The following is a 14,361-nucleotide window of genomic DNA, read 5'->3' as shown; positions in this document are numbered from 1 at the left end:
GCACCTCTCCATTCATTCAATGAAGGGAAATTGATATGAAAAAAGCACTGTTTGGCATTTTTGCCATAACCGCGCTTGCGGCGACTTCTGCCTTTGCGGCACCGATTCAGGTGGGTGAAGCAGCAGGGTCGGCAGCGACGTCTGTCTCTGCGGGTAGTTCCTCAGCGACCAGCGTCAGCACCGTAAGCTCCGCGGTGGGTGTTGCCCTGGCGGCAACCGGTGGCGGTGATGGTTCCAATACCGGAACCACGACCACTACGACCACCAGTACTCAGTAATCGCGAGTACTTAATCATAACCACACTTCGGTGTGGTTATTTCGTCACCCCCTGGAGAAGAGTCGTGAAGCGACCTGCAATCATCCTGTTATGCCTGCTTATTCAGGCTTGTTCCTCTACGACCAAAGGGCTGGGGAATTCGCTGTGGGATAGCGTATTCGGCACACCCGGTGTGCACCTGACCGATGACGATATCGCCAACATGCCATACGCCAGCCAGTACATGCAGCTTAATGGCGGACCTCAGTTATTTGTTGTGCTCGCTTTTGCCGAAAACGGTCAGCAGAAGTGGGCGACCCAGGATCAGGCCCTGGTGGTCACTCAGCACTACCGAATCGTCAAAACACAACTGGGCGGGGATAACCTGCTTGAAGTGAATAATCTGGCGGCCGATCCGCTGGCAAACCCGAATCAAATTATTGATGGTGCGGACTGGACCCGCACGATGGGCTGGACCGAACACCACCAGGTTCGCTACGCCACGGCGCGTTCGCTGTTCCGCTGGAACGGCACCGACAGCGTGACCGTCGGCAGTGATGTCACCCCGGTGCGTATCCTCGAAGAAGAGGTAACAACGGATAACAAGCGCTGGCTTAACCGTTACTGGGTGGATGAAGACGGGCTGATCCGCCAGTCGGAGCAATATCTGGGCGCAGACTGGTTCCCGGTGAAGACCACTCTGATTAAGGCGGCAAAATCATGAAGATACGCGTTTGTGCTGCCCTGTTTATGGCTTTTTTTACTCCGCTTGCTCTGGCCGCAGGCACTGTCGACGTCTACACCGCTGGCGACAGCAAACCTAAAATCCTGACCGATGCGGCGCATCTGATTGATGTGGTCGGGCAGCCCCGACTGGCCCAGAGCTGGTGGCCAGGCGCCGTCATCAGCGAGCGTCAGGCCACGGCTGTGGCAACCGAACGTCAACAGGCGCTGCTGGGCAGGTTGAGCGCGCTGGCGGCGGAAGAGAGCGGAGATGATGCGGCGGCTGTCAACACCCTGCGCCAGCAGGTGGCGGCGCTGAAGATTACCGGCCGGCAGCAGGTCAACCTCGACCCGGACTATGTGCGTGTGGAAGCGCTAGCCAATCCGCCTCTTGAGGGGAATTACACCCTGTGGGTGGGCCCGCAGCCGAGCACCATCACCGTCTTTGGCCTCGTCAGTCAGCCGGGTAAAAAGCCGTTCGCACCCGGGCGCGACGTGGTGAGCTATCTCGATGAGATGCATTTGCTAAGCGGTGCTGATAAAAGCGAGGCCTGGCTTATCTACCCCAACGGGCAAACGCAGAAAGTGCCGGTGGCTTACTGGAACCGACGCCATGTCGAACCGATGCCTGGCAGCACTATTTTTGTCGGCTTTTCCCCGGCGTTATGGGGGGATCGTTATGAGGCTCTGAACGCCGACATTCTTCATTCTCTGACGCACAGGATACCGGAACAATAATGAAAAAATCCTTTGTCATCAGCGTGCTGGCACTGGGGATCAGCGCCGCCTGCCACGCGGAAAGTTACCCGGCGCCGGTTGGCCCCTCGCAGTCTGACTTCGGCGGCGTTGGGCTTTTGCAAACCCCGACGGCGCGTATGGCGCGGGAAGGTGAAATCAGCCTTAACTATCGCGATAACGACCAGTACCGCTATTACTCCGGCTCAATACAGCTTTTCCCGTGGCTTGAAACCACGCTGCGTTATACCGATGTGCGCACCCGGCGCTACAGCAGCGTGGATGCCTTCTCGGGCGATCAGTCCTATAAAGACAAAGCTTTCGATTTGAAATTACGCCTGTGGGAAGAGAGTTACTGGATGCCACAGGTCTCCGTCGGGGCGCGTGATATTGGCGGGACGGGGCTGTTTGATGGCGAATATGTGGCCGCCAACAAAGCCTGGGGCCCGTTTGATTTCTCCCTCGGTCTGGGCTGGGGTTATCTGGGTACATCCGGGAACGTCAAGAACCCACTTTGCTCCTATGAGCAGAAGTACTGCTACCGCGACAACAGCTATAACCAGGCGGGTTCTGTCGACGCCAGCCAGATGTTCCGTGGACCAACGGCGCTGTTTGGTGGTGTGGAATACCAGACGCCGTGGCAGCCGCTGCGCCTGAAGCTTGAGTATGAGGGCAACAACTACCAGCAGGATTTTGCGGGTAAGTTGCCGCAAAGGAGCAAGGTTAACGTCGGCGCGATTTACCGGGTGGCTGACTGGGCTGACGTTAACCTGAGCTATGAGCGCGGCAATACCTGGATGTTTGGCTTCACCCTGCGCAATAACTTTAACGACCTGCGACCGTCCTACAATGACAACGCCCCTGCGCAATATCGTCCGCAACCCCAGGATGCGATCCTCCAGCATTCCGTGGTGGCGAATCAGTTGACCCTGCTTAAATACAACGCGGGGCTGGCTGATCCGAAAATTCAGGTGCAGGGCGACACGCTGTACGTGACCGGCGAGCAGGTAAAATACCGCGATTCCCAGCAGGGGATTGAGCGAGCAAATCGCATCGTGATGAATGACCTGCCGGAAGGGATTCGTACCATCCGCGTGACGGAGAACCGGCTGAACATGCCGCAGGTGACCACCGAGACGGACGTTGCCAGCCTGCAACGTCACCTCGAAGGGGAACCGTTGGGGCAGGAGACGCCGCTGGTACAAAAACGCGTGACCCCTATCGTGCCGGATAAAACCGAGCAGGGCTGGTATATCGAGAAGTCGAGTTTTGATTTCCATATCGATCCGGTGCTCAATCAGTCGATTGGTGGCCCGGAAGGGTTCTATATGTATCAGCTTGGGGTGATGGCGACCGCCGACTGGTGGCTCACCGACCATCTGCTGACCACCGGCAGCCTGTTTGCCAACATCGACAACAACTACGGCAAATTTAATTACACTAACCCGCCGAAGGATTCACAGCTGCCGCGTGTGCGTACCCGCGTACGTGAATATGTGCAGAACGATGTCTATGTGAACAACCTGCAGGCCAACTACTTCCAGTATCTGGGTAATAATTTCTATGGCCAGGTGTATGCCGGTTATCTGGAGACCATGTACGGTGGCGCGGGGGCGGAAGTGCTCTGGCGTCCGGTGGACAGCAACTGGGCGTTTGGCGTGGATGCCAACTACGTGAAGCAGCGTGACTGGCGCAGCGCGCAGGATCTGATGAAGTTCACTGATTACAGCGTGAAGACCGGACACTTAACCGCCTACTGGACGCCGCCGTTTGCTCAGGATGTGTTGATCAAAGCCAGCGTCGGGCAGTATCTGGCGGGTGACAAGGGCGGCACCCTGGAAGTGGCGAAGCACTTCGACAGCGGTGTGGTGGTAGGGGCATATGCCACCATCACCAATGTCTCGCCGGATGAGTATGGTGAAGGGGACTTTACGAAAGGCGTGTATGTGTCTGTTCCATTGGATCTCTTCTCCACCGGTGCGACCCGCAGCCGTGCTGCAATTGGCTGGACGCCACTGACGCGCGATGGGGGACAACAGCTGGGACGTAAGTTTGATCTTTATGGTATCACCAGTGATAAGAGTATGAATTTCAGGTGATATTTTTACGGTCCCCCTCACCCTGACCCTCTCCCCAAAGGGGCGAGGGGACGATCGAGCCAGCTAAAAGGTGCGGGCTTTTCTCCCTCTCCCTTTTAGGGAGAGGGGCGGGGTGAGGGGGAAACATGCGGCTCTGGTGGCCATTCCGTTCACCTTATGTTCCTTGTTTTTCTATAACGCCAGAACCCGTGAACGTGCCAGGGTGGTTCACCGCCACCACCCTGGCGACCCGGGCTCCCGGCCAGGAAAATCGCCGCTGGCGCGGTCCACTACGCATATTCCTTCAGGCTTATCAGGGACGGGCGAAGGTAACGTCCATGTAAAGTCGCCCTCGCCGCGCATCCCTACGCGGCGCCCCGGCCTTACGGATACGCTTCGTCGATTTTCAGCCGGACCCTGTCATCGCGGTGGCTGTTTTATTCTCATTGCGCAATGTTATCGCTGCAAGAAAGTCATACCGCTGGGGATTCCTCAGTCCCCAAAGGCGCAGGGTGAGGGTCTACAGCCGTCGCAGTAGCCTCGCCGGATTCCCTGCATACACGCCTTTCTCGGTTAGCGACTTCGTCACCACGCTGCCCGCACCGATCACCACGCCGTCGGCAATCGAGACAGCCAGAATGGTTGCGCCGCTGCCAATCGACACATCGTTACCCACCACAATTCGCCCCCAGCTTTCCCTATTGGGATTGGGTTTGCCTTCACGGAACATGTCGTTGGCGAACATCACGCCGTGACCAATAAAGCAACGCTCGCCAAGGGTCACGTACTCACAAATAAAGGTGTGCGACTGAATTTTGCTGCCTTTGCCAATATGGGTATGACCCTGGATCTCTACAAAAGGCCCGATAAAAACGTCATCAGCCAGCTCGCAGTCGTAGAGATTCACCGGTTCGTAAATCACCACATTTTCACCGCGCACCACATTGCGTATTGCCACCTGCCGTATATTTGGATTCATTGCGACGCCTTAAATTGATTTTCCCAAAATATGCATCGTGCTCTGCTGTGAGGGACTGCTGAACACGGTATCGTGTAGATGGATCAACCCCTGGCGTTCATAAAAGCGGCGGGCCTGTACATTTGCGTCCAGAACTTCCAGCCAGAAAAATGTCTCGCCATGTGCTTTGGCTCGCTGAATGACGTCGTTGAAAACCACCTCGCCATAGCCTTTGCCGGTCGCGTGCGGCAGAAAATAGAGTTTATTCAGCAGGGTGCCAGCAGGGCCTTGAGGATTAACAGGATGGTGCCAGCTGAATTTGGCAAAGCCGACGGGCTCGCTGTCATTCCTGGCAATAAGCCAGCAGCAATTGTCGTTCTGTAAGCTTTCCTGCAGAGCGTGCAGAGAATATTCCTGTTCGAGAAAATTCGTCAGCTCGCCTTTTTCCTGCCACAAGTGGGCGAAATGATAGTGGTAACTTGCGCAGCCCATTTCGTGCAGTAACGGCGCGTCGTGAACGTGCGCCTTATTGATTGTCAGCACTCTGCTTTTTCTCCGTGTTCTTATCAGTACAGGGCGTTATGTCATCATGGTACGGCACAAAATATAAGCAAAAAATCTAGATCTGGATCACATTTTTGCGTTATACAAAAGGCTCGCCACTGAGAATGAGGTGCCGGTATGACGCTGCCATCGTTAACTGCTCGTCCACGCGTGGAGTTTATCTCTACCGTTCTTCAGACCGTGTTAAACCTGGGGTTGTTGAGTCTGGGGCTGATCCTGGTTGTTTTCCTTGGCAAAGAGACACTGCATCTGGCAGACGTTCTGTTTGCACCCGAACAAACCAGCAAGTACGCGCTGGTCGAAGGGCTGGTGGTCTACTTTCTCTACTTCGAATTTATCGCCCTGATTGTGAAGTACTTTCAGTCCGGTTTTCACTTCCCGTTACGCTACTTTATCTACATTGGGATCACCGCCATCGTGCGGTTGATCATTGTCGATCATAAATCACCGATGGACGTGCTGATCTACTCCGGCGCGATCCTGTTGCTGGTGATCACTTTGTGGTTGTGTAACTCCAAACGCCTGAAGCGCGAATAAAAAAAGGGCGCTCCGTAGAGCGCCTAATAAGGAATAACAGTCACAAGTTAGGGTCAATATTCCAATGAGGACAACAGTGGCACATGATGATGAAACTTAACCTTTCACACCGCCTGCAGTCAGGCCATTAACCAGCCAGCGCTGGGCGAGCAGGAAGACGGCGGTAATCGGGATGGCGGACAGCACGGCGGCAGCGGCAAAATCGCCCCACAGATAGTTTTGTGGGTTCAGGTACTGCTGCATGCCCACCGCCAGGGTATAGCTGTTGACGTCGCGCAGTAACAGCGAGGCGACCGGCACTTCGGTAATCGCGGCGATAAATGACAAAATAAACACCACCGCCAGAATCGGCACCGACAGCGGCAACAGCACCAGGCGGAACGCCTGCCAGGGCGTTGCACCGTCCAGCGCCGCCGCTTCTTCCAGCGACCCGTCGATGGTTTCGAAATAGCCTTTAATCGTCCAGACGTGCAGGGCGATGCCGCCCATGTAGGCGAAGATGACCCCGCCGTGGGTATTGAGGCCAATGAACGGGATGTACTGACCCAGGCGGTCAAACAAGGCGTACAGCGCCACCAGTGACAGCACCGCCGGGAACATCTGGAAAATCAGCATCCCTTTCAACAGCGTCGCTTTGCCAGGAAAACGCATACGGGCAAAGGCATACGCGCAGGTGGTGGAAAGGGCCACCACGCCGATGGCGGTGATCACCGCAATCTTGATGGAGTTCCACAACCACAGCAGCACCGGGAACGGGGGAGGGGTGACGCGCCCGTCGGCGTGCTCGACGCTAAAGCCCAGCGCCAGCTTCCAGTGCTCCCAGGAGATGGTTTCCGGGATCAGACTGCCGGTGGCGAAGTTACCCTCACGCAGGGAGATGGCGATGACCATTAGCAGCGGGAACATAATGGCCGCGATAAATGCCAGCAGCAGCAGGTGGGTAATCAGTAATCTTAGTTTTTGCGATTTTGCCTGGACCATAGCCATTTTCATCGCCCTCCTTAGTCAAATTTCATGCGTGTGGCTTTCAGGTTGATGATGGCAAGCGCACCGACCAGCAGGAAAATCAGCGTGGCAATAGCGGCGGCGAGGCCAAAATCTTGCCCACCGCCGCCTTCAAAGGCGATGCGGTAGGTATAGCTGACCAGCAGGTCGGTGTAGCCCGCAGGTGTGGTGGTACCGATGCGGTCCGGGCCACCGTTGGTCAGCAACTGAATCAACACAAAGTTGTTAAAGTTAAAGGCAAAACTGGCGATCATCAACGGCGTCAGCGGTTTGATCAACAGCGGGAAGGTAATGCGGAAAAAGTTCTGGAATGCGCTGGCGCCGTCCATTGCCGAGGCTTCATATAAATCGTCCGGAATGGCTTTGAGCAGGCCCATGCACAGAATCATCATGTACGGATAACCGAGCCAGGTGTTGACGATAACGATCATCGACCGCGCGGTAGTGGGGTCGCTGAACCAGGCCGGCTTCACGCCGAACAGCGCGCTCAGCATCATATTGATCTCACCAAAGCTCTGGTTAAACAGGCCCTTGAAGATCAGGATGGAGATAAACGACGGCACGGCATAAGGCAGAATCAACAGCACGCGATAAATCGCCTTGCCTTTGAGCGCTTCCCACTGGACCAGGCAGGCCAGCACCATGCCGACCGCGACGGTCAGCACCACGGTCAACAGCGAGAAGACGATGGTCCAGACAAAGATAGCGAAGAACGGTTTCTGAATACCTTCATCGGTAAAGACGCGCGTGAAGTTATCCCAGCCGATGGTCACGGTATAGCCGGGGCTGAGTTTCTCATCGCTCCAGCTGTTATCCGCGTTCACGGCTTGATAGAAGCCGAGACTGTTATTGGGGCGGTATTTCACACCGCTCTGCTTGTTGGTCAGAGAGCCATCATCCGCCAGCGAGTATAACGGCGTGGTGCCGGAGAACTGGCGCAGGGAGCTCATCACCACATTACTGTTGTCTGGCAGCACGGCGGTAAGCTGGCTTAATGCCGCGCGGTTTTGCGTCACGTCACGCAGGGTGCCACGCTCGCCTGCAGGCAGGGCATCGGCTTCTTTTAAGGTAATGTGTTGCTCGCCGCCGAGTTTGAAAGCGTCCGAGAGATAATTTTTGCCGCTGTCACCGTCGGTCAGCGCCAGTTTCCAGCTTCCCTGGGCCGGGAAAAGCACGAAGTTGTAGGTTTTGCCCGCCTGATATGAGCGGTCCATCAAAACCTGCTGGGCACGTTCCTGGGTGAGCTGATGGGTACTGCTGTAGTTAGTGAAAGCAATGGCGATGGTACAAATCAGCGGGAAAAGTACAAACAGCCCCATGCCTGCAAGCCCTGGGTAGACATAGCGCCAGGCGTAGGCTTTACGGTTAGCGAAAATATACAGGCCAATTGAGCTTAAAATCAGCGTCGTGATGGCAAAAAGGTATTCCCCTTGGGCATACATCAAAATAATGAGATATCCCACCAGTAGTCCGAGCAGTCCGATGACGGACCACTTAAGCGCGTTGCTTTGCCACCAGTGCTTCTTTCTAACGACATCCATGGGAAATTTCCTCTACAGCGTTTTATCTTTCCCCCTCTCCAGGGGGAGAGGGCCGGGGTGAGGGGGCATGACGAAACAACCCTCACCCTAACCCTCTCCCTGAGGGAGAGGGGATCACAGCCTTACTTCGTAATACGACCCTGAGCATCTTTCAGCGCGGCATCCACGGTCTGACGACCGCTGACTGCGTTGATCACCGCCGTGCGTGTGGCGTACCAGAACGCGGCCATCTGCGGGATGTTTGGCATGATTTCGCCTTTTTGGGCGTTATCCATGGTGGCCGCAATACGTGGATCTTTTGCTAACTGATCCTGGAAGGATTTCAGAGCCACCGCGCCGAGCGGTTTATCTTTGTTCATCTCATCCAGACCCTGGTCGGTCAGCAGGTAGTTTTCGAGGAACTCCTTCGCCAGCTCTTTATTCGGGCTGGCCGCGTTAATACCGGCACTCAGCACGCCCACGAACGGTTTAGACGCTTTGCCTTTGAAGGTTGGCAGCGGTGCAACGCCGTAATTGATTTTGCTCTTATCAATGTTGGCCCATGCCCACGGACCGTTAATGGTCAGCGCGGTTTCCCCTTTGTTAAAGGCCGCTTCGGCGATGGAGTAATCCGTATCCGCATTCATGTGCTTGTCTTTGATCAGCTTCACGAGGTAGGCCAGACCGGCTTTTGCCCCTGCGCTGTCAACGCCCACGTCTTTCACGTCGTATTTGCCGTCGGCATATTTGAACGCGTAGCCACCGTCAGCAGCGATCAACGGCCAGGTGAAGTACGGCTCTTGCAGGTTGAACATCAGCGCGCTCTTCCCTTTCGCCTTCAGGGTTTTATCCAGCGCCGGGATCTCTTCCCAGGTTTTTGGCGGGTTCGGTACGAGGTCTTTGTTATAAATCAGTGAGAGGGATTCTACGGCCACCGGGTAGGCGATCAGCTTGCCGTTGTAACGCACCGCATCCCAGGTGAACGGGAACAGTTTGTCCTGGAAGGCTTTATCCGGCGCGACTTCTGCCAGCAGGCCAGATTGCGCGTAGCCGCCGAAACGGTCATGCGCCCAGAAGATAATGTCCGGGCCGTCGCCGGTTGCGGCAACCTGCGGGAATTTCTCTTCCAGCTTGTCCGGATGCTCAACGGTCACTTTAATACCGGTGTCTTTCTCGAATTTCTTACCCACTTCGGCCAGGCCGTTATAGCCTTTGTCACCGTTAATCCAGATGACCAGTTTACCTTCTTCAATCTTTGCGAGGGCAGAAGCGGAGAACATCATCGTCGTCAGTGCGGACAATGCGAGGATGCGTGCGCCTGTTTTGAATTTCATATATCCCGTCCTTTAGGTGATGTGCTCGTGGATATGTTGAGTGGTCTGACGGGAAGTAGTCTCCTTTTTTGGCAAGCGCTTCTCATCCTCCTCACCCCTACGCCCCTGGGGGGAAATGTGTGATCCTTGTTACATAAACTTTCGTTATGTGTGTCAGCGCACACAAAAAAGTGCCGTTTTTTGCCATCTGCGTCACGAAAATTGCCTCAGCCTCCGCAGGCCCCGCTCAGACTCGTCCCTCTCATCCTCCCGTCTCCTCCCCCATGAAAAAGAAGGGGGGTGGAGGATTCGCCACGTTTTCGGATGGCCCATAGTCAGCCCCATCTTGAATGTATCCGTTAGTGACAAGTTGTAACGAAGGGAGAGGGCATGGCGAACGTACAGCTGCGTAATGTAACGAAAGCCTGGGGCGACGTTGTCGTATCAAAAGATATCGATCTCGACATCCATGAAGGGGAATTCGTGGTGTTTGTCGGTCCGTCTGGCTGCGGTAAGTCAACGCTGCTGCGTATGATTGCAGGGCTGGAAACCATCACCAGCGGCGATCTTTTTATTGGTGATGTGCGAATGAATGACGTCCCTCCGGCCGAACGCGGCGTGGGCATGGTCTTTCAGTCCTATGCGCTTTATCCACATCTTTCCGTGTCGGAAAACATGTCATTTGGCCTGAAGCTGGCCGGCGCCAAAAAAGAGATGATTCAGCAGAAGGTGACGCAGGTTTCGGAAGTTTTGCAACTTGCGCACCTGCTTGAGCGCAAACCGAAAGCGCTCTCCGGCGGGCAACGTCAGCGTGTGGCGATTGGCCGTACGCTGGTGGCAGAACCCCGCGTCTTTCTGCTTGATGAACCGCTTTCCAACCTCGATGCCGCACTGCGCGTGCAGATGCGCATTGAGATTTCCCGTCTGCATAAGCGCCTCGGGCGCACCATGATTTACGTCACTCACGATCAGGTTGAAGCGATGACCCTGGCCGACAAAATCGTCGTGCTTGATGCCGGGCGCGTGGCCCAGGTGGGTAAGCCGCTTGAGCTGTATCACTACCCCTCTGACCGCTTTGTTGCCGGGTTTATCGGCTCACCCAAAATGAATTTCCTGCCGGTAAAAGTCACGGCTACCGCGATTGAACAGGTACAGGTGGAACTGCCTAACCGCCAGCAGGTCTGGCTGCCTGTCGACAGCGCCAACGTGCAGGTCGGCAGCAACATGTCGCTGGGTATTCGCCCGGAGCATCTGCTGCCCAGTGACATCGCCGATGTCACGCTGGAAGGGGTGGTTCAGGTCGTCGAACAGCTCGGTCACGAAACGCAAATTCATATCCAGATCCCCGCCATCCGTCAGAACCTGGTCTACCGCCAGAATGACGTGGTGTTGGTAGAAGAGGGAGCCACATTCGCCATCGGTCTGCCACCGGAGCGTTGCCATCTTTTCCGTGAAGATGGCACCGCCTGTCGTCGGTTGCACAAAGAGCCGGGCGTTTAAGGCTTCCCACTAAAAGAAAACGCCAAACTCCTTCGCGGCTGCAGCCAACGAAGAGGCAGCCCGAAGGGTGAAGCGTTCAAAGAAAAGCAACTCTCTCAGGAGATAGAATGATGACTACTCTGCGCAAACTTCCACTGGCTATCGCCATTACCGCAGGCATTTTGTCTGCGCAGGCGGGCGCCGTTGATTTCAAAGGTTACGCACGTTCCGGCATCGGCTGGACCGGGAGCGGCGGCGAGCAGCAATGCTTCCAGGCCACCGGTGCTCAAAGTAAATATCGTCTTGGTAACGAATGTGAAACCTATGCCGAGCTGAAGCTGGGCCAGGAAGTCTGGAAAGAAGGCGATAAGAGCTTCTACTTCGATACCAACGTAGCCTACTCCGTTTCGCAACAGAATGACTGGGAATCCACCAGCCCGGCGTTCCGTGAAGCCAACGTTCAGGGTAAAAACCTGATTGAAGCGCTGCCGGGCTCCACCATCTGGGCCGGTAAACGCTTCTACCAGCGTCATGATGTGCACATGATCGACTTCTACTACTGGGATATTTCAGGCCCAGGCGCCGGTATCGAAAACATCGACCTTGGCTTCAGCAAGCTCTCTCTGGCGGCAACCCGTTCGTCTGAATCCGGCGGCTCAGGCACCTTCGCTGACCGTGATGCATTCGGTAACCGCGTATATGACAACATCGTGCCAAACGATGTCTTTGACGTGCGTTTCGCCGGAATGGAAATCAACCCGGGCGGCACGCTTGAATTCGGCGTCGACTACGGTCACACCAACCTGCCGGATAAATACAGCCTCGCACCCGATGCGTCCAAAGATGGCTGGATGTTCACCGCTGAACATACCCAGAGCATGCTGAAAGGCTTTAACAAGTTTGTTCTGCAGTACGCAACGGACTCTATGACCTCTAACGGTAAAGGGATCCCGCAGGGCGGTAGCATCAACAACAACGGCTCGCTGTGGCGCGTGCTGGATCACGGTGCGGTGACCCTGGCGGACAGCTGGGACCTGATGTATGTCGGTATGTACCAGAATATCGATCGTGATGATAACAACGGCACCAAGTGGTGGACCGTGGGTATCCGTCCTATGTACAAATGGACGCCAATCATGAGCACCCTGCTTGAAGTGGGCTATGACAACGTGAAGTCTCAACGCACTGACGAAACCAACAACCAGTACAAAATCACCCTTGCTCAACAGTGGCAAGCGGGCGACAGCATCTGGTCACGTCCGGCCATCCGTGTCTTCGCGACCTACGCGAAATGGGATGAGAAATGGGGCTATGCCAACAATGATTCTGGCGCCGGTTACACCAATGGTGTGGCTTACAACGATACCTCCGCAAAAACCTTCAGCCGTGGTGACAACGACGAGTGGACCTTCGGTGCACAGATGGAAATCTGGTGGTAATGCTTAGACGTTGATGTAACGAACAAGAGGGGCGCAAGCCCCTCAACTCTTAGAGACGGCGCGCTATTGCCGGGCGTTAGCTGGCTCACGTGAAGAAGGTGATAACAATGAAAATGAAAAAAAGTCTCCTCGCCCTGTGTCTGACTGCTGGCCTGATGGCAGCGGCCCCTGGTGCGAGTATCGCAGATGTAAACATTGTTCCGCAGAATACGACCGCTGCGCCGTCTGTTCCGGCCTCTGCCCTCCAGCAACTGAGCTGGACGCCGGTCGATCAAAGCCATGTTCAGTCAACAAACCTTGCTACTGCAGGCCAGCGTCTGAACGTGGCGGGGATAAGTGGCCCGGTGGCGGCTTACAGTGTACCGGCCAATATCGGTGAGTTAACCCTTACCCTCACCAGTGAAGTGAGCAAGCAGACCAGCGTGTTTGCGCCGAATGTCTTGATCCTCGATCAGAATCTGGCGCCAGCCGCCTTTTTCCCGAGCAGCTTCTTTACCTATCAGGCGCCTGGCGTCATGAGTGCCGACAGGCTTGAAGGGGTGATGCGTCTGACGCCCGCTCTCGGCCAGCAAAAAATCTATGTGCTGGTCTTTACCACCGAGAAAGATCTGCAGCAGACCACGCAGCTGATGGACCCGGCAAAATCTTACGCCAAAGGTGCGGGTAATGCCGTGCCGGATATTCCTGACCCTATCGCGCGACATACCACCGAGGGCACGCTGAAGCTGAAAGTGAAAACCAACAGCGGCTCCAGTGTGCTGGTGGGGCCACTGTTCGGCTCCTCAGGCCCAGGCCCAGTCACCGTGGGGAATACGGCAGCACCAGCTACCGCTTATAGCGCACCTGCTGCAACAACGGCTCCGGCACCCGTCGCGGCTACCCCCGCAGCGAAAAGTGAACCCGTGTTAGAGGATACCGAACGCTACTATAACCAGGCCATTAAGCAGGCCGTGGCGAAAGGTGATGTTGATAAAGCCCTGAAATTACTGAATGAAGCTGAGCGTCTCGGGTCTTCATCCGCCCGAAGTACTTTTATCAGCAGTGTAAAAGGCAAGGGGTAAATCACTCCCCGCAATGCTGATGTTTGCAACAACTGGTGCGTCGCCTGACGCACCCTTTTTTCATGGCGCAGCGGGCGCTGTTGCACAGCTGTTGCGCTTATGAAAACCGAAAGAAGTTTCCCCGCACGAGGCAGCCTGTTCTACGATACAATGCTAAGACGTACTGTATTGGAGAGTAAGGCATGTCACACCCCGCGCTTACGCAATTGCGTGCGCTGCGCTATTTTGACGCACTTCCCGCGCTTGACCCGCAACGGCTCGACTGGCTGTTGCTGGAAGATTCCATGACCAAACGGTTCGAACAATTGGATAAAAAGGTGACCGTTACCGTTATTCAGGAAGCGTTTGTGACGGCGGCATCTCTGGAAAACGAACGGCATCTGCTCCCTGCTGATACGCGCTACTGGCTGCGTGAAATTTTGTTGTGCGCCAACGGTGAACCCTGGCTTGCCGGGCGCACGGTGGTGCCGGAATCAACGTTAACCGGCCCGGAACTGGCGTTGCAGAAACTCGGCACGACGCCGCTCGGGCGCTATCTCTTCACATCATCTACGCTAACACGAGATTTTATTGAAGTCGGTCAGGTTGAAGCGCTGTGGGGGCGCCGTTCCCGCTTGCGTTTGGGTGGAAAACCGCTGCTGTTGACCGAACTGTTTTTGCCTGCATCACCGCTGTATTAAGAGGAAAGAAGA

Annotated in this window: 14 protein-coding genes; 9 read left to right on the top strand and 5 right to left on the bottom strand. The window is 55.5% G+C overall.

The window, feature by feature from the left end:
- Nucleotides 1–35: 35 nt before the first annotated feature.
- The 4 genes from yjbE (at nt 36) to ACUY4Q_RS22455 (ending at nt 3,814) form a co-directional block, all read left to right on the top strand.
- Nucleotides 36–278 (top strand): exopolysaccharide production protein YjbE, encoded by a 243-nt coding sequence (gene yjbE, locus ACUY4Q_RS22470; RefSeq protein WP_437434171.1) that lies wholly within the window; start codon nt 36–38, stop codon nt 276–278.
- A 64-nt stretch (nt 279–342) separates the two neighbouring features.
- Nucleotides 343–981 (top strand): YjbF family lipoprotein, encoded by a 639-nt coding sequence (locus tag ACUY4Q_RS22465; protein WP_458044860.1) that lies wholly within the window; start codon nt 343–345, stop codon nt 979–981.
- Nucleotides 978–1,718 (top strand): capsule biosynthesis GfcC family protein, encoded by a 741-nt coding sequence (locus tag ACUY4Q_RS22460; RefSeq protein ID WP_458044859.1) that lies wholly within the window; start codon nt 978–980, stop codon nt 1,716–1,718. The genes ACUY4Q_RS22465 and ACUY4Q_RS22460 overlap by 4 nt, the downstream gene beginning before the upstream one ends.
- Nucleotides 1,718–3,814 carry a YjbH domain-containing protein gene (locus ACUY4Q_RS22455; protein WP_458044858.1) on the top strand — a complete coding sequence of 699 codons (2,097 nt, stop codon included), beginning with the start codon at nt 1,718–1,720 and terminating at the stop codon, nt 3,812–3,814. Before ACUY4Q_RS22460 ends, ACUY4Q_RS22455 begins: the two co-directional genes overlap by 1 nt.
- A 499-nt stretch (nt 3,815–4,313) precedes the next feature.
- Here ACUY4Q_RS22455 and ACUY4Q_RS22450 read toward each other — a convergent pair whose 3' ends face one another.
- Together ACUY4Q_RS22450 and ACUY4Q_RS22445 are read right to left on the bottom strand one after the other, a co-directional pair.
- The gene (locus ACUY4Q_RS22450; protein WP_458044857.1) at nt 4,314–4,772 is read right to left on the bottom strand and encodes an acyltransferase; all 459 of its coding nucleotides are present in this window, start codon (nt 4,770–4,772) and stop codon (nt 4,314–4,316) included.
- A gap of 9 nt (nt 4,773–4,781) precedes the next feature.
- Nucleotides 4,782–5,294, bottom strand: a complete 513-nt coding sequence (locus tag ACUY4Q_RS22445; protein ID WP_458044856.1) for a GNAT family N-acetyltransferase — start codon at nt 5,292–5,294, stop codon at nt 4,782–4,784.
- 138 nt (nt 5,295–5,432) lie between these two features.
- Between ACUY4Q_RS22445 and psiE the strand changes: the two genes are divergently transcribed.
- The gene (gene psiE, locus ACUY4Q_RS22440; protein ID WP_458044855.1) at nt 5,433–5,852 is read left to right on the top strand and encodes a phosphate-starvation-inducible protein PsiE; all 420 of its coding nucleotides are present in this window, start codon (nt 5,433–5,435) and stop codon (nt 5,850–5,852) included.
- Between the two features lie 96 nt (nt 5,853–5,948).
- On the opposite strand, the gene malG is transcribed toward psiE, so the two are convergent.
- From malG to malE, 3 genes are all read right to left on the bottom strand, one after another.
- Nucleotides 5,949–6,839 (bottom strand): maltose ABC transporter permease MalG, encoded by an 891-nt coding sequence (gene malG, locus ACUY4Q_RS22435; RefSeq protein ID WP_458044854.1) that lies wholly within the window; start codon nt 6,837–6,839, stop codon nt 5,949–5,951.
- A gap of 14 nt (nt 6,840–6,853) precedes the next feature.
- Nucleotides 6,854–8,398, bottom strand: a complete 1,545-nt coding sequence (gene malF / locus ACUY4Q_RS22430) for a maltose ABC transporter permease MalF (protein WP_458044853.1) — start codon at nt 8,396–8,398, stop codon at nt 6,854–6,856.
- Nucleotides 8,399–8,520: 122 nt separating this feature from the next.
- Nucleotides 8,521–9,711, bottom strand: coding sequence for a maltose/maltodextrin ABC transporter substrate-binding protein MalE (malE, locus tag ACUY4Q_RS22425; RefSeq protein ID WP_458044852.1), 1,191 nt, complete (start codon nt 9,709–9,711; stop codon nt 8,521–8,523).
- Between the two features lie 369 nt (nt 9,712–10,080).
- Between malE and malK the strand changes: the two genes are divergently transcribed.
- The 4 genes from malK (at nt 10,081) to ubiC (ending at nt 14,349) form a co-directional block, all read left to right on the top strand.
- Nucleotides 10,081–11,190, top strand: coding sequence for a maltose/maltodextrin ABC transporter ATP-binding protein MalK (malK, locus tag ACUY4Q_RS22420; RefSeq protein ID WP_458044851.1), 1,110 nt, complete (start codon nt 10,081–10,083; stop codon nt 11,188–11,190).
- A gap of 107 nt (nt 11,191–11,297) precedes the next feature.
- On the top strand, nt 11,298–12,608 hold the full coding sequence (locus tag ACUY4Q_RS22415; RefSeq protein ID WP_458044850.1) for a maltoporin: 1,311 nt from the start codon (nt 11,298–11,300) through the stop codon (nt 12,606–12,608).
- A 107-nt stretch (nt 12,609–12,715) separates the two neighbouring features.
- Entirely contained in the window at nt 12,716–13,669 is a 954-nt protein-coding gene (gene malM, locus ACUY4Q_RS22410) for a maltose operon protein MalM (protein ID WP_458044849.1), read from the top strand.
- A 182-nt stretch (nt 13,670–13,851) separates the two neighbouring features.
- The gene (gene ubiC, locus ACUY4Q_RS22405; protein ID WP_458044848.1) at nt 13,852–14,349 is read left to right on the top strand and encodes a chorismate lyase; all 498 of its coding nucleotides are present in this window, start codon (nt 13,852–13,854) and stop codon (nt 14,347–14,349) included.
- The last annotated feature ends 12 nt before the right edge of the window (nt 14,350–14,361 follow it).

This window comes from Phytobacter cepae, from assembly GCF_054165735.1.
The sequence above is the reverse complement of the archived record's forward strand: the minus strand, read 5'-3'. Positions and strand labels throughout refer to the sequence as shown.

Bases quoted from the DNA above. Each gene is read 5' to 3' on its own strand.
- malM (WP_458044849.1), top strand. From the start codon at position 12,716: ATGAAAATGAAAAAAAGTCTCCTCGCCCTGTGTCTGACTGCTGGCCTG.
- ACUY4Q_RS22460 (WP_458044859.1), top strand. From the start codon at position 978: ATGAAGATACGCGTTTGTGCTGCCCTGTTTATGGCTTTTTTTACTCCG.
- yjbE (WP_437434171.1), top strand. From the start codon at position 36: ATGAAAAAAGCACTGTTTGGCATTTTTGCCATAACCGCGCTTGCGGCG.
- malK (WP_458044851.1), top strand. From the start codon at position 10,081: ATGGCGAACGTACAGCTGCGTAATGTAACGAAAGCCTGGGGCGACGTT.
- ACUY4Q_RS22415 (WP_458044850.1), top strand. From the start codon at position 11,298: ATGATGACTACTCTGCGCAAACTTCCACTGGCTATCGCCATTACCGCA.
- ubiC (WP_458044848.1), top strand. From the start codon at position 13,852: ATGTCACACCCCGCGCTTACGCAATTGCGTGCGCTGCGCTATTTTGAC.
- psiE (WP_458044855.1), top strand. From the start codon at position 5,433: ATGACGCTGCCATCGTTAACTGCTCGTCCACGCGTGGAGTTTATCTCT.
- malG (WP_458044854.1), bottom strand. From the start codon at position 6,839: ATGGCTATGGTCCAGGCAAAATCGCAAAAACTAAGATTACTGATTACC.
- malF (WP_458044853.1), bottom strand. From the start codon at position 8,398: ATGGATGTCGTTAGAAAGAAGCACTGGTGGCAAAGCAACGCGCTTAAG.
- ACUY4Q_RS22450 (WP_458044857.1), bottom strand. From the start codon at position 4,772: ATGAATCCAAATATACGGCAGGTGGCAATACGCAATGTGGTGCGCGGT.
- ACUY4Q_RS22455 (WP_458044858.1), top strand. From the start codon at position 1,718: ATGAAAAAATCCTTTGTCATCAGCGTGCTGGCACTGGGGATCAGCGCC.
- malE (WP_458044852.1), bottom strand. From the start codon at position 9,711: ATGAAATTCAAAACAGGCGCACGCATCCTCGCATTGTCCGCACTGACG.